Annotated in this window: 22 protein-coding genes, 1 tRNA gene and 1 pseudogene; 15 read left to right on the top strand and 9 right to left on the bottom strand. The window is 64.4% G+C overall.

Features of this window, described 5'->3' with window-relative positions:
- Positions 1 to 148: 148 nt before the first annotated feature.
- The gene (locus MVF96_RS00195) at positions 149 to 1471 is read right to left on the bottom strand and encodes a DUF3662 and FHA domain-containing protein (RefSeq protein ID WP_247450739.1); all 1323 of its coding nucleotides are present in this window, start codon (positions 1469 to 1471) and stop codon (positions 149 to 151) included.
- 277 nt (positions 1472 to 1748) lie between these two features.
- Between MVF96_RS00195 and MVF96_RS00200 the strand changes: the two genes are divergently transcribed.
- From MVF96_RS00200 to MVF96_RS00215, 4 genes are all read left to right on the top strand, one after another.
- Positions 1749 to 1834 (top strand) — tRNA-Leu (locus MVF96_RS00200).
- Positions 1835 to 2170: 336 nt separating this feature from the next.
- Positions 2171 to 3724: a type I restriction-modification system subunit M gene (locus MVF96_RS00205; protein WP_247450741.1), complete on the top strand. Its 1554-nt coding sequence runs from the start codon at positions 2171 to 2173 to the stop codon at positions 3722 to 3724.
- The gene (locus MVF96_RS00210; RefSeq protein ID WP_247450743.1) at positions 3717 to 5027 is read left to right on the top strand and encodes a restriction endonuclease subunit S; all 1311 of its coding nucleotides are present in this window, start codon (positions 3717 to 3719) and stop codon (positions 5025 to 5027) included. Before MVF96_RS00205 ends, MVF96_RS00210 begins: the two co-directional genes overlap by 8 nt.
- A gap of 44 nt (positions 5028 to 5071) precedes the next feature.
- Positions 5072 to 8350, top strand: a complete 3279-nt coding sequence (locus tag MVF96_RS00215) for a type I restriction endonuclease subunit R (protein WP_247450745.1) — start codon at positions 5072 to 5074, stop codon at positions 8348 to 8350.
- Positions 8351 to 8959: 609 nt separating this feature from the next.
- Here the strand turns inward: MVF96_RS00215 and MVF96_RS00220 are convergent.
- Positions 8960 to 9316 (bottom strand): hypothetical protein, encoded by a 357-nt coding sequence (locus MVF96_RS00220; RefSeq protein ID WP_247450747.1) that lies wholly within the window; start codon positions 9314 to 9316, stop codon positions 8960 to 8962.
- 971 nt (positions 9317 to 10287) lie between these two features.
- On the opposite strand from MVF96_RS00220, the gene MVF96_RS00225 reads away from it, so the two are divergent.
- Positions 10288 to 10722 (top strand): DUF309 domain-containing protein, encoded by a 435-nt coding sequence (locus tag MVF96_RS00225; RefSeq protein ID WP_247450749.1) that lies wholly within the window; start codon positions 10288 to 10290, stop codon positions 10720 to 10722.
- Positions 10723 to 10726: 4 nt separating this feature from the next.
- Here the strand turns inward: MVF96_RS00225 and MVF96_RS00230 are convergent, their stop codons facing one another.
- From MVF96_RS00230 to wrbA, 4 genes are all read right to left on the bottom strand, one after another.
- The gene (locus MVF96_RS00230) at positions 10727 to 11275 is read right to left on the bottom strand and encodes a dihydrofolate reductase family protein (RefSeq protein ID WP_247450751.1); all 549 of its coding nucleotides are present in this window, start codon (positions 11273 to 11275) and stop codon (positions 10727 to 10729) included.
- A gap of 85 nt (positions 11276 to 11360) precedes the next feature.
- A complete protein-coding gene (locus MVF96_RS00235; RefSeq protein ID WP_247450753.1) occupies positions 11361 to 11789 on the bottom strand; it encodes a nitroreductase family deazaflavin-dependent oxidoreductase in 429 nt (142 codons plus the stop codon).
- A 285-nt stretch (positions 11790 to 12074) separates the two neighbouring features.
- Positions 12075 to 12599, bottom strand: a complete 525-nt coding sequence (locus tag MVF96_RS00240; protein WP_247450755.1) for an FBP domain-containing protein — start codon at positions 12597 to 12599, stop codon at positions 12075 to 12077.
- A 286-nt stretch (positions 12600 to 12885) separates the two neighbouring features.
- Positions 12886 to 13485 (bottom strand): NAD(P)H:quinone oxidoreductase, encoded by a 600-nt coding sequence (wrbA, locus tag MVF96_RS00245; protein ID WP_247450756.1) that lies wholly within the window; start codon positions 13483 to 13485, stop codon positions 12886 to 12888.
- Between the two features lie 131 nt (positions 13486 to 13616).
- Between wrbA and MVF96_RS00250 the strand changes: the two are divergent.
- From MVF96_RS00250 to MVF96_RS00280, 7 genes and pseudogenes are all read left to right on the top strand, one after another.
- Positions 13617 to 13821: pseudogene (locus tag MVF96_RS00250) on the top strand (DUF72 domain-containing protein); the annotation flags it as partial.
- On the top strand, positions 13816 to 13926 hold the full coding sequence (locus MVF96_RS00255; protein ID WP_247452173.1) for a DUF2510 domain-containing protein: 111 nt from the start codon (positions 13816 to 13818) through the stop codon (positions 13924 to 13926). The pseudogene MVF96_RS00250 and the gene MVF96_RS00255, both read left to right, overlap by 6 nt.
- 57 nt (positions 13927 to 13983) lie before the next feature.
- Positions 13984 to 14478, top strand: a complete 495-nt coding sequence (locus tag MVF96_RS00260; RefSeq protein WP_078114071.1) for an RrF2 family transcriptional regulator — start codon at positions 13984 to 13986, stop codon at positions 14476 to 14478.
- A gap of 120 nt (positions 14479 to 14598) precedes the next feature.
- Positions 14599 to 15780: a globin domain-containing protein gene (locus MVF96_RS00265; RefSeq protein WP_078114072.1), complete on the top strand. Its 1182-nt coding sequence runs from the start codon at positions 14599 to 14601 to the stop codon at positions 15778 to 15780.
- Positions 15777 to 16211, top strand: a complete 435-nt coding sequence (locus MVF96_RS00270; protein ID WP_065630633.1) for a hypothetical protein — start codon at positions 15777 to 15779, stop codon at positions 16209 to 16211. The genes MVF96_RS00265 and MVF96_RS00270 overlap by 4 nt, the downstream gene beginning before the upstream one ends.
- A gap of 312 nt (positions 16212 to 16523) precedes the next feature.
- Positions 16524 to 16778, top strand: a complete 255-nt coding sequence (locus tag MVF96_RS00275; RefSeq protein WP_058253038.1) for a hypothetical protein — start codon at positions 16524 to 16526, stop codon at positions 16776 to 16778.
- A gap of 128 nt (positions 16779 to 16906) precedes the next feature.
- Positions 16907 to 17632 (top strand): FadR/GntR family transcriptional regulator, encoded by a 726-nt coding sequence (locus tag MVF96_RS00280; protein ID WP_065632057.1) that lies wholly within the window; start codon positions 16907 to 16909, stop codon positions 17630 to 17632.
- 21 nt (positions 17633 to 17653) lie between these two features.
- Here the strand turns inward: MVF96_RS00280 and MVF96_RS00285 are convergent, their stop codons facing one another.
- From MVF96_RS00285 to MVF96_RS00295, 3 genes are all read right to left on the bottom strand, one after another.
- Complete coding sequence (locus tag MVF96_RS00285) at positions 17654 to 18886, bottom strand: amidase (RefSeq protein WP_247450758.1); 1233 nt, start codon at positions 18884 to 18886, stop codon at positions 17654 to 17656.
- A gap of 68 nt (positions 18887 to 18954) precedes the next feature.
- Positions 18955 to 20775 (bottom strand): hydantoinase B/oxoprolinase family protein, encoded by a 1821-nt coding sequence (locus MVF96_RS00290; protein ID WP_247450760.1) that lies wholly within the window; start codon positions 20773 to 20775, stop codon positions 18955 to 18957.
- Position 20776: 1 nt separating this feature from the next.
- Positions 20777 to 22855, bottom strand: a complete 2079-nt coding sequence (locus tag MVF96_RS00295; protein ID WP_078114077.1) for a hydantoinase/oxoprolinase family protein — start codon at positions 22853 to 22855, stop codon at positions 20777 to 20779.
- Positions 22856 to 23113: 258 nt separating this feature from the next.
- On the opposite strand from MVF96_RS00295, the gene MVF96_RS00300 reads away from it, so the two are divergent.
- The 3 genes from MVF96_RS00300 to MVF96_RS00310 are packed head-to-tail and all read left to right on the top strand — an operon-like array spanning position 23114 to position 26261.
- Complete coding sequence (locus MVF96_RS00300) at positions 23114 to 23671, top strand: MaoC family dehydratase (protein ID WP_078114078.1); 558 nt, start codon at positions 23114 to 23116, stop codon at positions 23669 to 23671.
- Entirely contained in the window at positions 23668 to 24882 is a 1215-nt protein-coding gene (locus MVF96_RS00305) for a CaiB/BaiF CoA transferase family protein (RefSeq protein ID WP_247450761.1), read from the top strand. The genes MVF96_RS00300 and MVF96_RS00305 overlap by 4 nt, the downstream gene beginning before the upstream one ends.
- Entirely contained in the window at positions 24879 to 26261 is a 1383-nt protein-coding gene (locus MVF96_RS00310; RefSeq protein WP_211540294.1) for an MmgE/PrpD family protein, read from the top strand. Before MVF96_RS00305 ends, MVF96_RS00310 begins: the two co-directional genes overlap by 4 nt.
- The last annotated feature ends 9 nt before the right edge of the window (positions 26262 to 26270 follow it).

Below are 26270 nucleotides of genomic sequence, written 5' to 3' on the forward strand. Positions count from 1 at the left end.
AAGGAGCGGACCCGACTGCATCTTATGGGCAGATCCGCCGAACCCGGTCATTCGGATATGACAGTTCAGTATCAACCGGCCGGAGAGGTTTCTGGCCGGTGTCGACTGCCGCGCGCCCGCGGTGGGCGTGCGCTCGGCGTATGCGGGTCTACTGGAACCGGACGGTGATGTCGGAGTGTCCGACGCGGATGCGGTCGCCGTCGGCGAGTTCCCAGGTGTTCACCTGGAGATCGTTGACGGTGGTGCCGTTGGTTGAGTTGAGATCGGTGAGCATGGCGGTCGCGCCGTCCCAGCGGATCTCCACGTGCCGGCGCGAAACGCCGGTGTCGGGAAGACGGAACTGTGCGTCCTGTCCGCGGCCGATCACATTGGATCCCTCGTGCAGCTGGAAGGTGCGGTTGCTGCCGTCCTCGAGCAGCAACGTGATCGACGACGGGGCGTACCCCGCTGCCGGCCGGCCCGCGCCGTAACCCTGGTCGTACCCGCCCTGGTAGTCGTACCCGGCGGGCTGCTGACCGTACGCCTGCTGGCCGTAGCCCTGCTGCTCATAGCCCTGCTGGCCGTAACCCTGGTCGTAGGCGGGCTGCTGGCCGTAGCCCTGCTGGTCGTAACCCTGCTGTCCGTAGCCGGGCTGCTGGCCATAGCCCTGGTCGTAGCCGGGTTGTTGACCGTAGCCCTGCTGCTCGTAGCCTTGCTGGCCGTACCCGGGCTGCTGGCCATAGGACTGCTGGTCGTAGCCCTGCTGGCTGTAACCCTGCTGTCCGTAGCCGGGCTGCTGGCCGTAACCCTGGTCGTACGCTTGCTGGCCGTAGCCCTGCTGGTCGTATCCCTGGTCGTAGCCGGGCTGCTGACCGTACTGGTCGTAGCCCTGTTGGCCGTAACCCTGGTCGCCCTGCTGTCCCGATCCCTGGCCGTACTGGTCGTACGCGGGATCGGCGCCCCTGCGCTGGTCGTATCCGGGATTCTGAGTCATCTTGGGGGCTCCTTGGTCGGGGGCGTCGGTAGGTGGGGGAACAGGGGCCGGGCGTCCGGCCGGCGGGCCGGGGACCGGTGCACCGTGCGGCTGTTCCGGACGCGCTCCCACCGGGCGGGGCCGCGCATCCGGGTTGACCGTGCCGCGTGCGCGGAAGATCCCCGTGTGCAAGGACGGCGATTGCTCGAACTCTACGACGACCTTGCCGTAGGTCTGCCACCCGTTGTCCTTGATGAAGTTTTCCAAATGCTTCGAGAAAGTCTTGCGGTTCAGCTCGTATTCCGCAGCGATGTGCTGATGATCGGTGGGACTGAACAGCAGCGTGTAGCTGTTGGCCGCAAGGACCGTACCGTCACCGAGGTTCTCGAGCGACTCCTCGGCTTCTCGCTGTAGCCCGTTCTCGATCTCCTGCGGGGCCACCTGACCACCGAAGACACGGGCAAAACCGTCGTCAACTGCACCTTCGAGCTTGCGTTCCAGTCGTTGCAGGATCCCCACCGAGACCTCCTTTCGCGGCAATAGAGCGTGTCGCCGTGCATCTGGCCTTGTTTGATGATAGCGACATCAACGGCCAACTGTGCCACCAAGGCAACTGGTGCACCGTCTGCAACACCTGTCCCAATGGTGTGTATTCGGCATCTGACGTAACCCGACGTACTGCACAAATGCAACGTCGGAGATCGAGTTTTGTTTCGGTGGCGGCGTGCTGCTATCGTCGTCCAGTCGCCGGACACACCCAGTTCGACGACATGCCCACCGGAACTCCGGTGGCCACGGGCGAGTGGCGGAATGGCAGACGCGCTGGCTTCAGGTGCCAGTGTCCTTCGGGACGTGGGGGTTCAAGTCCCCCTTCGCCCACCAGAGCGGACAAGGTCAGGTTGCTCACGGCAGCCTGACCTTTCTCGTTCGTCCGGTCGCGGCCGATCTCTAAGGCGCTGGATTTCGGGGACTTGCCAACCATCGGTCCCTGGAAGCAGTTTGGCGTGCAGCCAGCAGCGGTGGGTGCGCTGCGCCATCGTCCGCGAGTTTCCGACGCCATCCTCGGCTGCGGCTATACGATCTACTGCGTCGAGACGGTTGCACACACTCCACTGAACATGTGCACGAAATGAAACGCCATCATCGCGTTGTGATCCTTCGTAGTGCGGACGGCACAGGTCGATGGTGGCGACTCTGCCCCAAGAGAACGGAACGTGGTTGAAGACGACTGACCTCGCCAAGGTGCGCAACACCCTTTGGGCCGCCGCTGACGAACTGCGAGCAAACTCGAAGTTGACGCCGGTCCAGTACCGCAATCCGGTTCTCGGCCTGGTGTTCCTGGCGTACGCAGAAAACCGCTTCGAGGCCGTCCGCGGCGAGGTTGAGGGAAGGGCTTCCGCCCGTAACCCCGCCTCGGTTGCGGACTATAAGGCCAAGTCGGTGCTCTATGTCCCGGCAGAGTCGCGGCTGTCGTACCTCAACGACTTGCCAGAGGGCGACGATATCGGCAAGGCAGTCGACGAGGCGATCAAGGCGATCGAGGCTGCCAACCCCGAACTCAAGGACATTCTCCCGCGCGGGTACCAGAAGCTTGAGCGCTCGACTTTGATCGAGCTGCTGCGGTTGTTTGCGCCGCTGCCCACACAGCTGGAAGGCGACGCCTTCGGCTTCATCTACGAGGACTTCCTCTCAAACTTCGCCGCGCAAGAGGGTAAGGGCGGCGGTGAGTACTTCACGCCATACTCCATCGTCCGGCTGATCGTCGACATTTTGGAGCCCTTTTCAGGTCGCGTCCTCGATCCCGCCTGCGGATCGGGTGGCATGTTCGTCCAGTGCGCTAAATTCGTTGAACGTCATCATGAGTCGGCAACGCGCAAGCTCTCGATCTTCGGCAACGAAAAGACTGAAGACACGGTTCCGTTGGCCAAAATGAACCTTGCACTGCATGGTCTATCTGGCGACATCCGGCAAGCCAACAGCTACTACGAAGATCCACACAAAGCCGTCGGTACATTTGACTACGTCATGGCCAACCCGCCGTTCAACGTCGACAAGGTCAAGAAAGATCATCTTGCTGGCGACAAGCGCTTCCCATTCGGGATACCCAAGCCCGACAACGCCAACTATCTGTGGATACAGGAGTTTTACGCGGCCCTCGGACCAAAGGGTCGAGCAGGCTTCGTCATGGCGAATTCAGCCGGGGATGCAGGACACTCCGAAGGGGAGATCCGAAGGCAGATCATCGAATCTGGGGCGGTCGACGTGATGGTCGCGATCAGCTCGAACTTCTTCTACACGGTAACGCTCCCGGTGACATTGTGGTTTTTAGACAAAGCTAAGGCCGGAACGCCACGCGAAGGAACCGTGCTTTTCCTCGATGCACGGCACACATACCGGCAGATCGATCGTGCTCACCGCGATTTTATGCCCGAACAGATCGAGTTTCTCGCCAACGTTGTCCGGCTCTACCGAGGTGAAGGGGTGGAGACGATTGCGGGCAGCGAGGTGTTGCTCAAGGAGAAATTTCCCGACGGGAAGTACGTTGACGTAGCCGGTCTCTGCAGAGTCGTAACGCACGCTGAGATCGCCGATCAGGGGTGGAGTCTCAACCCCGGCCGTTACACCGGATCTGAAACCGTGGCGGATACCGATGTGGACTTCGCCGCGAAGCTCGAGGAATTGTACGAGGAGTTCACTTGTCTCAGCGATGAGGCGGAGGGTTTACGTGCGCAGGTCGATACAATTCTCGACGGGATTCTCGATCATGAGTAGGTGGCGCGACGTTACGCTCGCGGATGTCGCTGAACGGGTGGATTATGGATTTACGGCCTCGGCGTCATCAGACCTCAATCTGCCAAGGTTTCTCCGCATCACAGATATCGCTCGGCCCAGCCTCGATTGGTCGAGGGTGCCCGGTTGTCTGATCGACGAGAATGATTTCAAGAGGTACGAGCTCGCCGCCGACGACATCGTCGTTGCTCGGACGGGCGCGACCGTTGGGTACGCAAAGCGCATTCGGATGCACCCACGGGCGGTGTTTGCCTCGTATCTCGTGCGATTCAGACTGAGAGGCGATGTTGATCCGCGCTTTGTGGGTGCGGTTGTGGAATCCCACGCTTATAAACGGTGGGTTCAGCAGAACGCAGGTGGTGCAGCCCAACCGAATGCGAGTGCCAAGGTGCTCGGAGCATTCCCGTTCAGTTTGCCCGACAGGCCGACTCAAGCGCGGGTTGGGGCAGTGTTCGATACGATTGATGCTCTGATCGAGAACAACCGGCGGCGGGTGGAGGTGCTGGAGGAGATGGCGCGGGCCATCTACCGCGAGTGGTTCGTTAAGTTCCGCTACCCTGGCTACGAAGACGTTCCACTCGTCGACTCCGCCCTCGGTCCGATCCCGGTCGGGTGGGAGGTACATCCGTTCTCCGCGATAGTGGAGTACCACATCGGGGGCGGGTGGGGTACAGAACAAGAAGGGACGGGTTCGGCGGAACCTGCATACGTCATTCGTGGGACCGATATTCCACGCGTGGCCCATTCAGACGTGACGACCGTTCCATTCCGTTTCCACCGCGAATCCAATCTTCGTTCTAGAAAGCTCAGGCACGGGGACATCGTCCTTGAAGTTTCCGGCGGTAGCAAAGGCCAGCCGGTTGGCCGCTCACTGCTTATACGGCAGTCTTTGCTCGATGCGTTTGACGCACCGACAATGTGTGCCAGCTTCTGCAAACTGGTCCGGGTCAACCCGGCCGTAGCTGAGCCCGGCATCGTGTTCCTAATGCTGCAGGAAGCCTATGCGAATGGCCAGTTGGACACCTTCCAGGTCCAGTCGACAGGCATCACGAACTTCAGGTGGAAACCCTTCCTACAGCATTTCAAAGTTCCAATGCCTCCTCGGCAGCAGCAGAAAGAGCTTGTTCAAGTCTTCGACCGTCTGGGCGACCTCGCCGCTACCAGCGGACGCAGGATTGTTGTCCTGACGCAAATCCGGGACATGCTGCTGCCAAAGCTCGTAAGTGGGCAGTTGGACGTGTCCTTGCTAGACCTTAGCGCTCTGGTGGCAGATCGGGTTGAGTGATGATGGCACGGGGTCCGGAGTACGACTACGTCGAGCGACCGAGCATGGAGTTGTTGGGTGAGCTTGGCTGGACTCCTATCGACGCCTTCCATGAAATCCTGGGCTCTGATGGCACTTTGGGACGTCACTCTCAGCACGATGTGATTCTCACGCACCGCCTGCGCTTTGCGTTGCGCAAACTCAACTCCGAAGACGTCCCTGATCTAGCTTTCGACGAAGCGATCGTGGCGCTGACCAAGGACCGCTCGGTGATGGACCGGGCGCGCGCCAACCAAGAGGTCTACGACTTGCTACGCGATGGCTACCAAGCCGAGTGGGTGGATGACAACGGCGACAGACAGATTGAAACGGTCCGCTACGTTGATCTGCGCGATCCTCTGAACAACGACCTGCTGGCAGTCCAACAAATGTGGGTCAAGGGACCCTTGCACAGCCGGCGCCTCGACGTGGCTCTGTTCGTCAACGGTGTGCCGTTCGTAGTGCTGGAGTTCAAAGAGCCTAATGCGCCAGTCAAGTCTGCTTACGACGACAATCTCACCGACTATCGGGACACCATCCCGCAGCTCTTCGTCCCTAACTGCTTCGTGCTGCTCGCCAACGGCAGTGAGGCGAAGGTCGGGTCGACATATGCGCCGTGGGACTTCTTCTCGGACTGGAAAGTTGTTGACGCATTCGGTGCTCGCAGCAAGATTGCCCTAGAGACAGCACTTCGCGGCACCTGCGATCCGACAAACCTGCTCGATCTGTTCGAGAACTTCGTTGCCTACATGGAACGTCCCGGCGGGTTAATCAAGATCACGGCGCGCTCACACCAGTACCTGGGCGTCAACGCTGCGATCGAGAATCTCCACCGGGCCCGCGCCGAACAGGACAAGCGCCTCGGGGTCTTCTGGCATACCCAAGGATCGGGCAAGAGCCTATCGATGCTTTGGTTTACGCGGAAGGTGTTGCGTCATGTGCGCGGCAGGTGGACCTTCGTGATGGTCACGGACCGAAGTGAACTCGATACGCAACTGCATGGGGAGTTCGCGGACGCCGGTGCGATCCCGCCCGAAGCACGAGTACACGCCGACTCCATCGCGCATTTGCGTGAACTACTTGCAGCTGACCACCGCTACGTCTTCACGCTGATTCAGAAGTTCCAGCCATCCAAGGGTGAACGGCAGATGCCGGTGCTATCCGACCGCTCGGACGTCATCGTCCTCACCGATGAGGCACACCGCAGCCAGTACGACACCCTGGCACTCAATATGCGAACCGCTCTGCCCAACGCCTCGATGATGGGCTTCACTGGAACCCCACTGATCGCAGGCGAAGAACAGGCGACCCGCCAGCAGTTCGGCGACTACGTCAGCATCTACAACTTCGGCGACGCCATCGAAGACGGCGCCACTGTCCCCCTCTACTACGAAAACCGCATCCCCGAGCTACAACTCACCAACGCAGAATTCGCTGAAGAACTCGATGCGCTGCTGGAGGAAGCGGAGCTCGACGAAGACGCAGAGGGAGCACTGGCACGCCGATTCGGAAAGCAGTACACACTTCTGACCCGTCCAGAGCGTTTGAGGACCCTCGCCAAAGACCTCGTTGCGCACTTCGCCGGCCGCGGGTTCTCGGGCAAGGCGATGTACGTCGGCCTCGACAAGGCCGCAGCGGTGAGGATGTACGGCCTCGTGCAGGTGGCGTGGAACGAGCAGATCACCGATCTGAAGCGGCAGCACGATGCTCTTCCCGAACTGGAACGACCCTGGCTGGCCTCTAGGATCAAGTTGATGGAGACCACAGACATGGCAGTCGTTGTCTCTCAAAGTCAGAACGAGTTGAAGATGCTCGACGACCTCGGCCTCGACATCCGGCCGCACCGCGAGCGCATGAACCGCGAGGATCTTGCCGAGAAGTTCAAGGACCCGAACGATCCGCTTCGGCTGGTGTTCGTGTGCGCGATGTGGATGACCGGCTTCGACGCCCCAAGTGTGTCGACCATCTACCTCGACCGCCCGATGAAGAACCACACCCTCATGCAGACCATCGCCCGTGCGAACCGCGTGTTCCCGGAGAAGGACAACGGCCTGATCGTCGACTACGTCGGCGTTTTCCGAAACCTCGAGAAGGCCCTCGCTGTCTATGGAGCGGCCGACGAGGGCGAATCGCCGATTGAGATCATCGACGCTCTCGCGGCGGCGCTCGACGCTGCTGTTGCTGAACTGATCAACTTCTGCGCGGCCGTAGGCGTCGATCTGATTGTGTTGCGCGACGCTGAGGGTTTCGACCACGTGGCTAAGCGGGACGCCGCTGTCGAGGCACTGCTGGTGGACGAGCAGACCCGCAACGACTTCACCGGGAAGGCGCGACAGGTACGGAGACTCTTTAAGGCGCTCCTTCCGAACACGAAAGCCGCTGCGCAGCAGCGCACTGTTGCAGCGATTCGAGTGCTTGCCGAGCGCATCAACGAAGTGACTAAACCTCCGACCCCCGACATCGGAAGTGTTGCCGATGCTGTCGACGCGTTGCTGGACCGCTCGGTCGGTGCCGAGGAGTACGTCATCCGCGCGGCTGCCGAAGGAAGCGAGCCCGACCCGCTAATCGACTTGTCGCAAATCGATTTTGACGGACTTGCCGCGAAGCTGGCCGGCCGCAAGCGCGCCGAGACCGACCGCATGGCTCAGCTTCTTCGCCAGCAAGCCGTCGGCGCAGCTTTGCGCAACCCGACACGCTACGAGCTGGTGGAGCGGATCGAGCAGTTGATCGCCGAATACAACGCGGGCAGTGTGAACATCGACGAGTACCTGCGTCGTCTCATCGAGCTATCGAAAACGCTGACCGCCGAGGAGGACCGAGCGGTCCGCGAAGGCATGACCGAGGAGGAGCTTGCGATCTTCGACCTTCTCACCAAACCTGATCCCGTGCTGACAACCGAGGAACGGGAGAGGGTTCAGGCAAGCGCGAAGACCGTGTTAGAGCACTTGCACGAGAAGCTGGTGCAGGACTGGCGACGCAAGGTGGACGTGATGAACGACGTCAACAGCACCATCCGACGCGTCCTCGACTCAGGTCTGCCCGAGACGCCGTACACCGTCGACATCTTTCGTGAGAAGGTACAGCTCGTCTACGATCACGTTCTCAGCGCATACGGAGACGACGGCGAAAGCGTCTACAGCCGACGCACCGACTTCAGGTTTCCAAGCCAGAACGTGGAAATCGAACCTGCGGGACCGATCGACGTGAACAAGGTCGCTGACGATGTCGTAGCGCGCATACATGCCGATCCGATATTTGCGGCACATGTTGCTGAGCAGCTGCATGAGCAGCGACCTCGCGGCTGACAGTTGGGTGGTCTGATTCCGAAGACATGTGAGAGTGTCGAGTCGATCTGTCGGGTGATCCGCTGGGCGTGTGCGTTATCGCCCTATCCGGTAGCCGATAACGCAACAGGGCGCTCCTCCGCGTCGGGTTGACCCAAGGCGGTTAGACAGGAAAGGCAAGTCCCCGGCAATCAAGGCAGTTGTTGGTCGACGATTTCTTTCTGCCATGTCACGGCCACCAACGAGATGGTGCCCGCAGTACCCCCCGGATACGTCCCCGTGTACCTGCCAAAACCTTGGCGCGGGTGAAGGCCAAACTGTGCGGTAGATACCCCACACAGAGTAGCCGTCGTCCGGCTATGCGCATGCGATTTGTTGCACGGACACGGAGCGCGCGCGGCTCAATCGAACGGCCAGGCGTGGCGGTTGTCGAGTTGCGCTAGTCCTTCTGTCGTGCGGCGGCAGCGATTCGCGACATGGCACTACGTCTACTGACGGGAAATCTCCGAGTCTCGCCGGACTCCGATTTCACCGTTACGATGGCCCAGTCGCTGCCCTTCAGTTCCACCGCGGTGATCGGGCTATCCTCGTCCGTCGCTTCCAGGGTCTGATTCGGGGTGCGAGGCATCGTCACTCTCTCTGGCGGTCAAGTTCAGGCAGAAGGTACCGCAGGACAGGATACACGGCGTGAGCGTAGCACCATCCAAGCGGAACGTCTGACACGTGCTTGAATGCGCCAACCCGCTTCGTGTCGACACAGAGGAAAGCTAAAGGTGGCTGGAGTTCGCTCGGTCCAGCCAGTTGCGCGGCCGACTGGCTGATTGGCCAGACGATCGTCGACCGGTATGGGTAGTCCCGGGTCTTCAGTAGATTCCTATCCCACTTTGAGTTTTCGTACTCCATTTTCCTGAAACTCATGGGCAGATCGTTATTGAAGAATGGCTTTCCGGTCTGGAGGATGTGGAGAAAATCGGTGTTCTTTGCCACAGGCTGGGGTTTCTCAGGTCCCCACCGTTGCTCTCCACTGCGTAGAATAATATTAATTACAAAAATGTCGGCTGGAGAAGGTGGCGACCCTCGATGCGGTCGAATGTCAGTATCGACATTGACCTCGGCAATGCAAGCCCTACACTGAGATCCAGTGATCAGTGTGAACGACTGTGCGAAAGAATCTAGTGATAGACTCAAACGTTCAATGAATAGGTCAGGGTTCTCGATTCCATGGAGCGAGCACTCGGAAGCTTCCTGTAGGTGACGATATGCCCGCTGAAGGATGCCCGCACTCTCGGAATAGCGAGCCCACCGCTCCTGGCGCATGTAGCGAATTAATAGGAACAAAGACAAAAGGCATAAATAGACGATCGGTATAATCGTTGCCTGCCACGTAAACAACGCACCGAGGGATACAAGTAGCCCCAAGATCGACGCGGTATTCGCTATTTGGTTGAACGGACGTGAGACCGACGTGGCCAGAAAGTTTAATGGTGACCGAAGGACGTTCCAAAGTGGTCGAAAGAAGCGCCGTGTCACGGTTCCTCGCGATCAGGTAGGCATCGTAGTGTGCAGCGTGCGGTATCTAATCGTACTGGAGGCCGCGATCTGAGCTGCTCTTGATGGAGGCGGTGTAGCCAGCCATCGGTGGTGTTCCGGCCCATATTGCGAGCCTCGACGGAGTTGAACTACCGCCAAGCACCCTCACGATCGACGGGTTCGGGCGCGAGCCTATCGGTGCCGGCAACGCACCGCACTGCGCGCGCACGTATTTACAAGCGTCGCCGTCCACCGGCGCTCGTAGGGTTCGTTTGAGGGTCAGGGTGCGCGCAGCGAGCCAACACTTCTCGTTTCTGGATCTGTCGAGTGGGTACCGTCCTGTCGTTCTACTCGTACTGTTTGCTCTTGCAGCTGTGTAGCGATGCTCGACCGCACATGGTTCGTCTACTCGACCGGAAGGTGCGCAGATGTCCGATAACCGCGACCGCGACTCCGACGGTCGCGCCCGCCAGGCTCGGCCGCGCGACGAGTTGGGACGGCCGCTGCCATATGGCGCACAGGGCGTCGAACCGGTGTCCGAAAAACCGTTGCCGCCCGACGAGACGATCGCTTACGCGTGGCAGCTGCTCGTGGAGGGTCGGCCGTTCTCCGCGCATGAGGTGTTCGAGACCCGGTGGAAGTCGTGTCCGCCGGACGAACGTCCGTTGTGGCAGGGACTTGCGCAGCTCTGCGTCGGTCTCACGCACCATCGTCGGGGCAACGCCGTCGGGGCTCGACGCCTCTACGACCGTGCCGCTGCGCACCTGGACGAGTACGAGCGGTCGCACGGACCGACCTACGGGATGGATCTCGCGGCTATCCGCGACCGTGCTCTCGCGGAGATCGAATCCGATCCGGCGTGACGCGTCACACCTTCCGGTAGCGCAACAGTGAGACACCCTGTTCGAAGCTCTTGGTCTCCATCAGTTGCAGCGCGGGGATCTCCATCCCGTCCGGGAACAGGCGACGACCCGATCCCTGCACGGTCGGATAGACGAACAGCCGGTATTCGTCGACCAGCCCGGCGCTGATCAGCTTGTGGCACAAGCTGATACTCCCGGTCACGACGATGTCCTTACCGTCGGCCTTCTTCAGCGCGGTCACCTCGTCGACGACGTCACCGGACAGCACCGTCGAGTTCTGCCACTCGGGGTCGGTCATCGTGCTCGACACCACATACTTGTGGACGGCGTTCAGATAGTCGGTGACCCCGGTGGCGTCGTCGGTCTGATGCGGCCAGAAACCGCGGAAGTCCTCGAAGGTCTGTCGTCCGACGAGCAGCGCGTCGGCTTCGGCGTCCTGCCGGTGGGATTCCGCGGTCAGGTCCGGCGCGTCGACCGTCGGGTCGAACCAGTTGGTCAACATCTCGATCGAGCCGTCGACGGTGATGTTCTGGGTGATCGCGAGCGTTCGCATGTCTCTCCTCGGGGTCGGCACGTTGCTTATCCCATATGCCGACCGGTTAGCCAAGCGAATGTCATCGGTGAGGCCAGCAAGGCCCCTACCGAGGCGTCAGCTCGACGATGGCCAGCGGGCGCGTCGTCTTCTTCTGGTATCCGGCGTAGCGACCGCGGTTCACCTCGTCGACGAGGACGAAGCGCCGGGCGTAGTCCGGGTGGTCGGGGTAGGTCGCCCGAGCGGTGACCTGGATGCGGCGTCGACCCACCTGGACCTCGACGCTCGGGTGGGCCTTGAGGTTGGCGAGCCACCCCGGGGGTCGCGGCGATCCGCCGTTCGACGCGACCACCAGGTAGGCCTCGCCATCGCGCGCATAGGTGAGCGCATTGCACCGCGCCTCGCCCGTCCGGCGGCCGATCGTCCGCAGCAGCAGCGTGGGAATACCCATCAGCAGTCGGTGGCCGACGAGACCGCCGGAATGCTCGTAGAGCCATTGATGGGTCTGCAGTGCTCGGATGAACAGCGACGTCATGGGTCCACTATCGCCGATGTAAAGCCGAGTGAGTGCTCTACAAAGCGCGTCGGCCTCGACGTCCTCCGCCGAGTGCCCGGCCCGGCGGGTTTCGCTCCTCGCACCTGCAGCACCTGCAGCACCTGCGGCCTGTCGGCCGTCGTGGGCTACGAAGGAACATTCGTGAGCGTCGAAATCTCTGCTCCCTGAGGTGCGAGCGAAGCGAGCCACGAAGGGTTTGGCAACGTGTCGCACCAGGCCCTTCGTGGCTCGTCGCTGCGCTCCTCGCACCTCAGGGCCCAGGGGTTATGTGGCTCTTTCGGATGAGGGGGCCAAGGGGCTGTCGCCGCTCGCCACCCGCGCTGCGAAGCCGGCCAGGTGACTCCGCAATGCCTGAATCCGCTGTTGCCGAACGGTTTCGGCGTCGTCGGTGGAGAAGATGGCCGACGGCTTCGCGCGGACATTCGTCGAACATTCGAAGTTCGAGCAGATGAGTGTCCCGACGGTGTTGCCCTTGCGGCCCGCCGCTCCGGCGAACTTCGCGCTGAAGAACGCCACCTCGTTCGGCAGCTGTACGTCTTCGCAGAACGAACACAACGGACGGTTGCGAGGCTGTCGGCCGCCCAGTCGCAGCATGATCCCGACGACACCATCGTCGGTCGGGATGACCAGATAGCCGACCATCGGGAGTTTCGGATCGCGCCAGCCGACGAAATCCAACCGCTCCCAATCCAACTCGTCGAAGTCGGGTGGGAGCGTCACGCTCTTGCGTTCGCGCAGCGAGGCGTTGACGAACGACGAACGGATCTGGGAATCGGAAAGGGAATGCATGGATGTGTACACCTCAGGTGTCGGAGGATAAATGAAGAGAGCACGAGCTGACCGACGCGGTCCGTGATGGGACGCGCGCCGATCGGGGCGGGCTGCTCAACCGTCGGCGCGTACCACGCCGACGACCTCCTCACGCCCGGGGGGCGACACACTGACTGACACGAGGACCGATGGTGGACCCGCGCGCCATCGCTGTCAACCTGATTGCGGTCCTCGTCGAGCTCACATGTTCCGTTCCCGCTCAACGGGATGTCGTGAGCGGGAACGGACGATGTGAGCGGTGACGTCAGGAGGCGAGACGTCCCGCGATCGTCACAACCCGTTGCGCCATGTGCGCGAGCGCGGCCTTGGTCGCGTCGTCGAGCGGGTTCTTGTTCTCCGGGCCGGTGACGTGGGAGACGCCGTACGGGTTGCCGTCGGCGAACTTCAGCCCGTCGGTGTAACCCGGAGGCACCAGGATTCCGCCGAAATGCATGAGCGATGTGTACAGCCCGACGAGCGTCGTCTCCTGCCCGCCGTGGGCGGTGTTGCTCGAGGTGTACGCAGCGTAGACCTTGTCGGCGAGCTTGCCGTCGGCCCACAGACCACCGAGCGAATCGATGAAGGTCTGGAATGGCGACGCCGTGCTGCCGAATCGTGTCGGACTGCCGAAGATCACGGCATCGGCCCAGACGATGTCGTCGCCGGTCGCCTCGGGCAGGTCCTTGGTGGCCTCGTAGTTCGCCGACCAGGCCGGGTTGTCGGCGAAGGCCTGGGGGTCCCGGGTCTCGGCGATGTGCCGGACCCGAACGTCTGCACCGGCTGCTTCGCCGGCCTTCGACAGCGCCTGCGCCATCGTCGTGCCGTGTCCGGTGGAGGAGTAGTAGATGATCGCCAGGTTGGTCATAGGTCTCCTGTCTCGGTGATTTGCACGTGCCACGGACGGGTACCCGCCGGCGGTGAGTCCACACCCACCCGAATGCCGAGTACTCGTCGTAGACGGGATTCGTAGCCCCGCCCGAACCGGATAGCCGGCCCATGCTGTACATCGGCACCTCCGGCTGGCAGTACCGTGACTGGCGCGGCGGGGTTCTACCCGGACAAGCTCCCACAACGACTGTGGCTGGACTTCTATGCGCGGCGATTCCCGACCGCCGAGGTCAACAACACCCTCTACCGGTTGCCCGAGCGGAAGGCGTTCGAGCGCTGGGCCGAGACGGTCCCCGCCGACTTCCGGATGGCCCCGCAGTATCCGGACGTGGACCGGTACCACGACGGCCACGCCTGGGCCGCTCACACGCGGCCCGCATCGGCGCAGACTAGTAGCCGGCCGGCTCACCTCGCGTGACCGGAGTCACCTCATTTAATTGGCATCTAAGGTGCCAATTTGTGTTCTACTTACGACATGCAACTGACGCGCTTCACCGACATCGGCCTCCGGGTCGTGATGCGGCTGGCCGTCTCGGGTCAACATGGCTCTGTTGCAACAGCTCTCACCACCAAGGATCTCGCCCGCGAACTCGCGGTCCCATACACACACGTCGCCAAGGTCGTCGGAAGGCTGTCGGAACTCGGCGTCGTACACGCTCGGCGCGGTCGAACCGGCGGGCTGACGATCACTGAACTCGGCCGCGATGCCCGCGTCGGGTGGCTCGCCCGTTCGCTCGAAGGTGACGGCGAGGTCGTGGAATGCGAAGGCGCACAACCCTGCCCGTTGCGCCACGCCTGCCGGCTCCGGGGGTCCCTCGCCCGAGCGGTCGCCGCATTCTATGAGAGTCTCGACTCCGAGACGGTCGCCGATCTCGCCCGCGAGCCGACGACCGCGGTGTTGCTGTCGCTGTCGTCCCGGCCGCCGCGGGACGGACCGGTATCCGAAGCTGCCGCACCCACAGCGACCTGACGCTGTAACCGCCTGCTGCGGTGGTGGTTTCGACAAGCTCAACCAGCGGGGGCGGCGCTCGACCCGTCACACATTCTTCCTGCGCACCAACCCGATGAGCAGATGAACAAAGGAGTTCTCATGCTGTCTGACACCCAACGCGCGACGATCGCCGCCACGCTTCCCGCCGTCGAAGGGTCGCTTGCGGAGATCACCCCGCGCTTCTATCGGGGACTGTTCGCCGCGCATCCCGATCTGCTCGACAATCTCTTCAACCGCACGCACCAGAAGTCGGGTGATCAGCCGCAGGCCCTTGCCGGTTCGATAGCCGCGTTCGCTCGTCTCCAGCTCGAGCCCGACGTCCGTCGCCAGCGTTTCATCCTCGACCGCATCGCACACAAGCACGCCTCACTCGGGGTCACAGCCGATCAGTATGCCGTTGTGCACGAGCATCTTTTCGCTGCGATCGTCGAAGTGCTCGGCGCTGCGGTCACTCCCGACGTCGCGGATGCCTGGGATCAGCTGTACTGGGACATGGCCGACCTGCTCATCGCATCGGAAGCCGAACTGTATGCCGCCGCCGACGTCGGTCCCGGGCAGGTCTGGCGTGAGGTCCGGGTCACCGACCGCGTGCAGGTCTCTCCCGACACGATCGCGCTGACCGTCGATGCAGTCGACGGTGATCTGCCGAGATTCCGACCTGGACAATACATATCGGTGCAGGTCCCCCTGGCCGACGGCGCCCGGCAGATCCGCCAGTACAGCCTCACGGGCTCGCCAGCGGAGTCGCGATGGCGGTTCAGTGTCAAACTCGCCGGCGAGGTGTCGGCGCATTTGCACGAGCACGTCTTCGAAGGTGACCTCCTCGATGTCAGCACGCCCTTCGGTGACCTGGTGCTGCCCGACGACGACGCTCCGCTCCTGCTGGCTTCGGCCGGGATCGGCTGCACACCTGTGATCGGGCTGCTCACCGCCCTGTCGGAGAAGCGCGACACCCGGCCGGTGACCGTCCTCCACGCCGACCGTTCGCGGGATCGTCAGCCGCACCGCGGCATGCTGGCTGCGCTGGTCGACTCGCTCCCGTCGGGCCGGCTGATCCAGTGGTACGAGAGCGCCTCGCCGCACGTCGTCTCGGACGCGATCCGCATCGGACAGATGACCCTCGACAACCTCGACGTCGAGAGGGATGCTCACATCATGCTCTGCGGTCCCACCGGATTCCTGTCGTCGATGCGTGAGGCCTTCGTCGGTCGCGACGTCGACGAGAGCCGGATTCACTACGAGACATTCGGACCGGAACTGCTCCGGACCGGCGCCCGATGAGCACCGCGGGCGCGGTGGTGACCGCGCTGACCTTCTTGTGGCTCGGAATGGTGTTCGCCATCTCGTTCATCGAGGCGCCGCTCAAGTTCCGTGCCCCCGGGGTGACTCTGCCCATCGGTCTCGGCATCGGCCGGTTGGTGTTCCGGGCGCTGAATGCGGCTGAGATCGTCTGGGCGGTCGGCATTCTGATCGCGGTTGTGTGGGGCTCGTGGTCCGGCGCTGCCGTGCCGATCACCGCCGGTGTGGCGATTGCCGCGCTCGCCGTTCAGTTGGTGGCCGTCCGACCGGCACTGACCAAGCGGTCCGACGCAGTGCTCGCCGGACACGACGGACCTCGAAGTCACGCCCACCTCGTCTACGTCGGCTTCGAGGTCCTGAAGGTCGTCGCGCTCGTCTGGCTTGGTACCGCCGTGCTGATCGGTGCTGGCTGATCCCTCCCCAATCCGGAAGAACGACATGACCATTGATCCCTGAGGTGCGAGGAGCGCAAGCGGCCCACCCCCTGCTCCCTGAGGTGCGAGGAGCGATAGCGACGAGCCTCGAAGGGTTTGGCGACGCACCTCACCAGGACCCTTCGTGACGGCCTCCGCAGGCTCCGGCCTCCTCAGGGAGCAGGGGGGTGGCGCCTCCGCAAGCTCCGGCCTCCTCAGGGAGCAGACGTTGGCTCGCTTCGCTCGCACCTCAGAATTGTCGTACCCACGGCATAGCGTGTGCACGACTGACACCGGGACGAGGGGACTTCGATGCCGAGCAGGATCGCTGCATTTCAGAACCACGACGCTGCGACGCTCGCCGGTTATCTCGAAGTGTGTGAGGACCAGTGGGAGAACTGGCAGAGCCGAGCAAACGGCGCCCGGTTGGTAGCAGCCGATTCGCGGACCATCCGGTTCTACGACGACGAGGCCGCGTACTGGAGCCACTTCGCGGAGATGCTCCGTTCCGCGATTGCCGAGGTGGAGGCGTCGACTCGACGAGCAGGGCGCCGACGACCGGCGTGACGTACCGGAGCTGACCACGCCGGGGTCCACCCCCGCCAGGCCGCATCCGAAAACCCTTGGCGCAGCGTCGTCTCCGCCTCGCCGATCTGGTAAGTTGGATCACACCCCATCCACGATCGGAAGATGTTGTGACGGAAGCGAATAAGTCTGGCCGACGCCCGGCGTACCAGGTCGTGGCCGACGCGCTTCGCGTACGCATCCTGGCGGGTGAACTGACCCCCGGTACCCGGCTGCCACCCGACACAGACTTGCGGGCCGAGTTCGGCGTGGGGCAGAGCACCGTCCGGGAGGCCATCCGGTCGCTCGCCAGCGAGAATCTCGTCCACACGACGCGCGGGGTCACCGGTGGAACGTTTGTCGCCACCCCCGACATCAGCCAACTGAGCGCTCACCTCGAAGCCGGGGTCACGCTGCTCGCGGCGGCCGAGGGCGTGACTGTTGACCAACTGATGGAGGTCCGGCAGCTCACCGAGGTCCCGGCCGCCGGCGTGGCCGCGTACCGCCACACCGACGCACACCTGGAAGAGTTGCGCGCCACCATCTTCGACGCCTCGGGCGAGATCGGTCCGGAGGTGTATGCGAACAACCAGGAGTTCCACCGCGTGCTGCTCCGGGCCGCGGACAATCCGCTTCTCGACCTGATCACCGTGCCGGTCTTCCGCGTCATCGGCAGCCGATTCAGCCGCGACGCCGCGCCCGAGGACTTCTGGAAGTGCGTCGACGAGGACCACCGCGCCATCCTCGATGCGGTAGAGAAGCGGGACTCCATGACGGCGATGACCCTCATGCGACGCCACCTCGACCACCTGGGTGACGTCTACAAGCAGATGGACCTGCTCAGACGCCAGGGCTGAGCAGGCCCGCCCCGCCCGAGTTCAGCCCACACCGACCCGGGCCGGCGGGAGCCGTCGATGCCAGTCCGTCTGCGCCTGGAACTGCTCGGCGAGAGCGAACAGCGTTCCCTCGCCACCCTTCACCGCGGTCAACTGCGCCCCGATCGGCATGCCGGACGGATGGGTACCCACCGGCAGGGCGAGCGTCGGTCCGTCGTGCAGGGACCACGGGTACGTGAGCTGTCCCATCCGACGCGCCTGAGCCACAACGGCATCACCTCCACCGAGCGGCGGGACGTCGCCGGGCATCGCCGGTGTGAGCACCACATCGACCTCGTCGAACAACTCAGCAGTCCCGGCGCGGAACACATCACGCTGTTGCCGAGCAGCGACGACCTGGTCGTCGGAGATGCTGAGGCCGAGCCGAATTCGCTCACGAGTGGCCGGCTGAAAGCGTTCCGGCTCGTCCCGCAAGCGTTCGGCGTGGGTCTTCGCCAGGTCCGAGTAGATGAGGGTGTACACGACGTCCTGCGCCGATTCGCTGTGACGGACCGGTACGTCGACGACGCTGTGGCCCAGTTCGCGAAGCAGTTCCGCGGCAACTCTCACCGCGTCCCGCACCGCCGGATCCACGTCGTCGGTGACGAACGGCCACGGCATCGAGATCCGCAGCGGACCGGTCCGCAGCGGTACCGGGTCAGCGCCCGCGAGCACCGCGAACGTCTCCCGAACCTGAACGGCCGATCGTGCCAGTGGACCGACGGTGTCGAAATCCGCACTGACCGGGAAGATCCCGGACATGTCGAGTAGTCCGACCGACGGCCGGAGACCGGTCACGCCGCAGCACGCGGCGGGCAGGCGGATGGACCCGCCGGTGTCGGTACCGAGCGCGACGTCGACGACTCCCGCAGCCACCGCGACACCCGACCCGCCGCTCGAACCGCCCGGCACCCGCGACGGGCTCCACGGGTTCACCGCACCACCCGCCGCCGAGTTCTGACTCGTCACCCCGACAGCGAACTCGGCGAGATTCAACGTCGATGTGATCACCCCGCCCGCACGCTTCAGCGCGCCCACACAGGCGGCGTCGGACTCGGCCACCCGGTCGGCGAAATACTCCGACCCACAGGTGGACAGCACTCCGCCGACCTCGATGTTGTCCTTGACGCCGATCCGCACCCCGGACAGCGGACCCGGCGCCGCAGCCGGATCGGAACGCAACTCGTCGGGGACCCAGGAGATGACCGTGTTCAATTGCTCGGCGACGGAAAGCACGTCGGCAGAACAGCTTTCGGACATGCCGGAAGGGCCGGCAGTGTCGCCGGCCCTTCCGAGGTCACTGTTCAGGACGCCACCCGGGACGCACGCAGCCGGTCGGTGGCCGCTGCGTCGACCGTCCAGTCCTCGGTGTTCACGACGACACCGTAGTCCTGGCGTGCCTCTTCGGCGGTGAGGTACTCGTCCCACACGTCCGAGAGGACGGCGAACGGGTCGCGCAGGAACGGATCGCCGAAGCCGCCGCCCGACGGCATCCGGATCTCGAGTCGCTCGCCCTCGCGGATGACCTCCTGGGTCACCTTGGAGAACAGCACCTCCTCGTCTGGAGTGCCGGGGTTGCGGATGAACGATCCGGACGCGCCGTCGCCGCCACCGAGGGCGCCGGCCGGCGGGTCGGTGCGGTTGTCGGCTTCGGAGCCCAGGAAGGTGTCGGTCTGCATGTACCAGGTCCGCACGCTGCCGATGCCGCCGCGCCACTGACCGGGAGCAGGCGACTCGTCGCGGAGTTCGTACCGTTCCGCGCGCATGGCGTGGTTGAGCTCGAGTTCCTCGATCGGGTTGTTGCGCGTGTTGGCCATCAGGGCGTCGACGGCGTCCATGCCGTCCTTGCCGTTGCGCGCACCGTACGAGCCCTCGTTGATCTCGATGTACACCCAGTACGACTCGCCGTCCTCGGCGAGTCCCGAGTAGGCGATGGCGCACAGAGCCGCCGACGACCCGGCGATCGCACGCTCGGGCAGCACCGGCGCGAGCGCCAGGTTGATCGAGTCGAAGATGCGGTTCACCTGGGAGAAGCGTGCAAAGCACGACGCCGGGAAGTCCGGGTTGAAGATCGTGCCCTCCGGCGCGTAGGCGCGCACCGGACGGAAACAACCGTCGTTCTGCGGGACGAACTCCTCGGTGAGGTGCTCGTCGAGCAGGATCGTGCGGATGGCGCTGACCGCGACCGGCAGCACCGAACCCTCGAACGGCACGTTGAACGCGGTCGGCACCTGGTCGTTCGAGCCGGTGAGGTCGATGAGGACGTCTTCGTCCTCGACCTGCACGCGCACCGCGACCTTCAGCGGCACACCGCGGTTCTTGCCGTCGTCGTCGAGATAACCGATCGGTGCTTCGTAGCTGCCGTTGGGGATCTGACGGATCCGGCTGCGCAGCATCTCTTCCGAGTAGTCCATCCACCGGTCGGCGGCGGACATCACGACGTCGAGGCCGTACTTCTCGAGCAGCTCGACGAACCGCTTCTCGCCGATTCGCGAGCACGCGATGAGGGCCTCGAGGTCGCCACGGTTCTGCTCGGGGGTACGCACGTTGTCCAGGATGTGCTGGATCAGCATGTCGTTGCGGACGCCGCCGTCGTAGATCTTCATCGAGTCCATCAGCTTGCCCTCGGCCCAGACGTCGACGACGTCCATGCACAGGCCGGGGAAGTTGCCGCCGATGTCGGAGACGTGTCCGGTGCAACCCGCGAAACCGATGTGCTCACCCTCCCAGAAGATCGGGATGATCACGCCGTAGTCGGGGGAGTGCGCCGCACCGTGATACGGGTGGTTGTGCAGGATCACGTCACCCGGCTTGTAGGTCCCGGCGAGCTTGCGATTCACGCCACGGATGTAGGCGGGGATCGAACCGCAGTGCATCGGAGTCGAATCCGACTCGCACAGTTCGCGACCGTTGACGTCGAAGATGCCCGCGCCGAGATCCTCGGACTCGCGGATCAGGCTCGAGTACGCCATCCGGTAGAGGACCTGGGCCATCTCCTTGGCCATCGAGTTCAGCGCACCACCGATGACGCGCAGCGTGATCGGGTCGACCTCGACGGTGTTCCATGTCCGGTTCGCCTCGGCGGCAAGCGAAACGCCGTCCGTGGGCATCAGGGCCTTCGCCATGTCAGGCGCTCCTCTCGATGATGATGTGGCCCACGGCGTCGACCGTGGCCTTCTGTCCGATGCCGACGATGGTCGTCGAGTCGAACTGCTGGACGATGGCCGGGCCCTCGAAGGTGTTGCCCGCCTTGAAGAGTGCGCGATCGTAGACGGGGGTGTCGACCCATTCCGGATCAGCCGAATCGTTCTTCCAGAAGAGCGCGCGGGTGGTCTTCTTGATCGCGGCCGAGGCGTCCGCGTCGCCCTTCTCGATCTCGGCGATACGGATGTGCTCGACCGCGCCGACACCGGTCACGCGGATGTTGACCAGCTGGACCGGCTTGTCGTCGAAGCGCTGCGAGTAGGTGCGGCCGTGCACCTCGTGGAAGGTGGCCGCGGTCTGCTCCACCCAGTCGGCGGTGATGTCCCCGGCGGGTGCGGGCACCCGGAGTTCGTAACCCTGTCCGACATAACGGCAGTCGACGCTGCGCTCGAGGGTGATCGCGTCCTCGGCGATGCCGTCGGCCCGAAGCTGGGCCACGGCCTGCTCGGACAGCCGGTCCATCTCACGACGCAGCAGGTCGAGGTCGGGCTCGGCCGACGAGGTCCACACGGTGGTGGGGACCTCATAGCGGACGTCGGTGGTCAGCAGGCCGACCGCCGAGGTGATCCCGGGATGGCCAGGGACGATGACGCGTGGGATGCCCAGGTGCTCGGCGATCTGCCAGGCGTAGAGCGGCCCGGCGCCGCCCTCCGCGACCAGCGAGAACTCACGCGGGTCATAGCCTTTGCGGACCGAGTGCAGCGAGATGGCCTCGGTCATCGAATGGGCGAGGATCTGGAAGATGCCCATGGCGGCATGCTCGAGATCGGCGCCGAGCTTGTCGGCGATGTGGGTCCTGACCGCCTCGGTGGCGAGCTCCGGCTTGACCTCCATGGTTCCCGACAGGAAGCTGTCGGCGCCCAGCCAGCCCATGACCACCATCGCGTCGGTGGATGTGGGCTCGGTGCCGCCGCGGTTGTAGCAGGCCGGTCCGGGCATCGCGCCCGCGCTGCGCGGCCCGACGCGGAACATGCCGCCCTCGTCGATGCTGGCGATCGAGCCGCCGCCGGCGCCGATGGTGTCGACCTCGGCCATCGGGACCATCGCGTGGTAGTCGCCGATGCGGGTGTCGAGCAGGTGCTTCATGCGGAGCTTGCCGTCAGGCGCGACGCCGATGTCGGCGGAGGTGCCGCCGACGTCGAGGGTGATGACGCTCGGATAGCCCGACGCCTTGCCGATGAAGCAGCCGCCGAGCAGACCTGCGACGACGCCGCTGGTCAGGAGCGAGACGGGCACCTCGCTCGCGCTGCGGGAGGTGACCAGTCCGCCGGCGGAGGTCATCAGGTGGACGTCCTCGCCCACCTGGGCGGCCTTCGCCTTGCCGGCCAGGTTCTCGATGTAGCGCGAGGTCTTGGGACCGACGAAGGCGTTGAGAGCCGTTGTGGAGAACCGCTCGTACTCGCGGTACTGGGACGCGACGTCGCTGGAGAGCGAGACGAACACGCCGGGGTACTCCTCGGCGATGATCTCGCGGACGCGACGCTCGTGCGTCGGGTTGCGGTAGGCGTGCAGGAACGCAACCGCGATGGCCTCGACGCCGCGCTCACGGAGCAGCGCGACCTCGCGTCGGACGGCGTCCTCGTCGAGCGGGGTCAACACGTTGCCGGCCGCATCCATCCGCTCGGCCACGGTCCGCCGGTTGCGGCGGGGCACGAGTTGCCACTTCTGCCAGGGCAGATCCTGATAGTTGGAGTAGTTCAGGGGGCGCTTCTTACGCGCGATGTGCAGGAGGTCCCGGAACCCGTCGGTGGTGATCATGCCGACGTCGCTGCCGTTGTGCTCGAGCACGATGTTGGTGGCCACGGTGGTGCCGTGGAAGAACATCTCGATGTCCGCGACGTCGATACCCGCGCGTTCGGCGAGCACCCCGATCCCGTCCATCGTGCCGATCGAGGGATCGTGGTTGGTCGACGGCGTCTTGTGCACCGTGACCGTCCCGTCGTCGTCCCACAGGACCAGGTCGGTGAACGTGCCGCCCACATCCACGCCGATTCGCTTCATCGAAACTCGCTTCCTCTTTTCATGCTGTCACCCGGGGCGGGGCGGTGTGGCCGCCGACGATGACCGGAGTGATCTGAGCCATAGATGCGCTCGGGAGCATCATGCAATACATCCGATGGTTTCGGCAACACTTAGGACGAATCTCAGCGAACGACCAGGAAGTAGGACACCTTGACGGCATAAAAATCAGAGGTTTATGGTGGGCCGCGTCACGGTGTCAGCCCGTTCTGCACGACGCCGCACCCCTCAGGAGGACCATTGACCACCCATCCCGCCACGCTCGGACGCTTCTTCGAGGACTACGTCGTGGGCGACGTCTACCAACACCCGATGGGCCGCACCATCACCGACACCGACAACGCATGGATCACGTGCCTGTCGATGAACACCAACCAGAACCACTTCAATGAGCACCTGGCCGCGACGAACCCCATCACCGACGGCAAGGTCATCGTGAACTCGGGCTTGACCATCGCCCTGGTGCTCGGACTCTCGGTCATCGACATGAGCCAGAACGCGGTGGCCAACCTGCAGTTCACCGACGTCAAGCTGGCCCACCCGGTGTACGTCGGCGACACCATCTACGCCGAGAGCATCTGCACCGACCTGCGTCTGTCGAAGTCGCGCCCCTACGCGGGGATCGTGTCGATGGTCACGCGCGGGGTCAACCAGGACGGTGAGGTCGTCATCTCCTGGAAGCGTTCGGTGATGGTCGCGACCCGCGAGAGCGGCATCGGCCAGAACTACTTCCCCGAGGTCAAGGCGCCGGCGCTCACCGAACTGACCGCCGGCAGCGCTACGGAGGCCGTCCGATGAGGCCGCTCGAGGACGTCCGGATCATCGCGATCGAGCAGTACGGCGCGGGCCCGTTCGGCAGCGTCCACCTCGCCGATCTCGGTGCCGATGTGCTCAAGATCGAAGAACCGAAGTCCGGCGGCGACGTCGGACGCTACGTCCCGCCGTACAACTCCGGCGAGGACTCACTGTTCTTCGAGACCTTCAACCGCAACAAGCGCAGCCTCTCTCTCGACCTCGGAACACCCGGCGGGCGCGGGGTTTTCGAGGATCTGGTGCGGACCAGCGACGCGGTGTACTCGAATCTGCGCGGCGACGTCCCGGCGAAGATGAAGATCACCTACGACGATCTCAAGCATTTGAACCCGGCGATCGTGTGCTGCAGTCTCACCGGCTTCGGCATGACGGGGCCGCGGGCGAAACAGCCCGGCTACGACTACATCCTGCAGGGCCTTGCGGGCTGGATGGACCTCACCGGTGACCCGGACGGACCGCCCACCAAATCCGGTCTGTCCCTTGTGGATTTCTCCGGCGGGTTCGTCGCCGCCCTGAGTCTGCTGGCCGGTCTGCACGCCGCACGACGCGACGGGGTCGGCGGTGACTGCGACGTCTCGCTGTACGACACCGCGGTCTCGATGCTCACCTACCCGGCGGCCTGGCACCTCAACGCCGGATACCGTCCCGGCCGGACCAAGAACTCCGCTCATCCCTCGCTCGTCCCGTTCCAGGCGTTCGAGGCCGCCGACGGCTGGTTCGTCGTCGGCTGTGCCAAGGAGAAGTTCTGGGTGCGTCTCGCCGAGGCGATCGGCCTGGCCGAGCTGCTCGATGACCCGCGGTTCACCGACTTCGCCGCACGCGGTCAGCACAAGGACGAGCTACTCCCGTTGCTGGAGAAGCGGTTTGCCGAGGGCACCGTCGAACACTGGGTGGACGTGCTCACCACTGCGGGCGTGCCGACCGGACCGATCAACGACGTCGAGCAGGCTCTCACCGAGGAGCACACGCTCGCACGCGGACTCATCGCGACGACCGAACACGAGGTGTGGGGTGAGGTCCGCCAGGTCACGTCACCGGTGCGCTTCGGCGCCGAGCAACCCGAGTATCGTCGGGCACCACATCGTAACGAGAACTTCGACGAGGTGATGACCCTGCTGGGATACAGCGCGGACGACATCCGGGACCTCGTCGACGGCGGTGCGTTCGGTGCCGTCGCCCAACAGGCCAAGCCGTGACCGCCCGCCGGCTCGCGAGCTGGGCTGCCGGCCTGAGCGTCGACGCCATACCCGAGAACACCCGCCGCGCTGCGCTCCGGCATCTGCTCGACGGCCTCGGCAACGGCATCGGTGCCCGCCGGCGCGATCAGGGCGGTCCGGGCCTGACGGTGGCGCGCGGACTCGGCGGTCCGGCGCAGGCGCATCCGCTCGGGGACTCCGAGGCCATCTCCGCCCCGGCGGCGGCCTTCGCCAACGGTGTCCTGATGCACGCGCTCGACTTCGACGACACGCACGCCGGCGCTCTCGTGCATCCGACGACCGTTGTGGCGCCCGCGGTTCTCGCGGTCGCCGAAGAGGTCGGCGCCACCGGAGCGCAGGCGGTGACCGCACTGGTCGCCGGGCTCGAGGTCGCGTGTCGCCTGGGTGCGGCGGCTCCGCACGGGTTCCATGCCCGGGGCCTGCACGCGACCGCAGTGGTCGGACCCCTCGCCGGGGCCGTGGCCGCCGGACTCCTCTACGGTGCCGACGCCGACGTGCTCACCGATGCGATCGGTATCGCGGCGTCGTCGTCGGGCGGGTTGCTGGAGTTCCTCGACACCGGCGCCAACACCAAGACCCTGCATCCGGGCAACGCCGGGTTCAGTGGCGTCCTGGCCGCGCGGCTGGCCATGGCCGGCGCCAGCGGCCCCGAGTCGGTGCTCGAGGGCAGGCGCGGGCTCTACCGCGCGCTCGCCGACCGTGACATCGATCCGGATGCGATCGTCGCCGAGCTCGGAACCCGCTGGGAGAGTGCGACTATCGGCATCAAACCATATCCGAGCTGCCAGCTCATGCACGCCACGCTCGACGCCGTCTCCGCGGCGCTCGACGCCGCAGGTGCGCAGGGACTCGATGTCACTCCGGCGCGCATCGCCGCGATCACCGCCGACGTCCATCCGGACAGCCTGGAAATCGTGTGCGGGCCGGGGACCGGCACCCGGGCGCCGCGCAGCGTCTACGACGCGAAGTTCGACCTGCCCTGGAGCGTCGCCGCGCTCGTCCATGACGGAGCGGTGACCGTGGACACCTACACCGAGAGCTCGATCGCGCGTGCCGAGGTAGCCACGACCGCCGGCCTCGTCGAGGTCGTTTCCGTACCCGATGACCGCCCGGCCGCCGATGCTGCCGGCCGGGCGGTCATCACCTTCGACGACGGCAGTCGGATCGTCGGCGAGGTGCCGTGCAGCCGCGGGACGTCGGGACAGCCCATGGACGACGCCGCGGTCGCCGAGAAGTTCCGGGGCAACACCGGTGGGGGCGACGATACGGAAGCCCTCGTGCACGCGGTGTTCGCTCTGGGCGACGCACCGTCCGTCCGGCCGATCCTGACGCTCGCGGCGACCGTCGTCGCCGGCTGAGCTCGCCCC

This window comes from Gordonia hongkongensis, from assembly GCF_023078355.1.
In the GTDB taxonomy this organism is placed as follows: Bacteria; Actinomycetota; Actinomycetes; order Mycobacteriales; family Mycobacteriaceae; genus Gordonia; species Gordonia hongkongensis.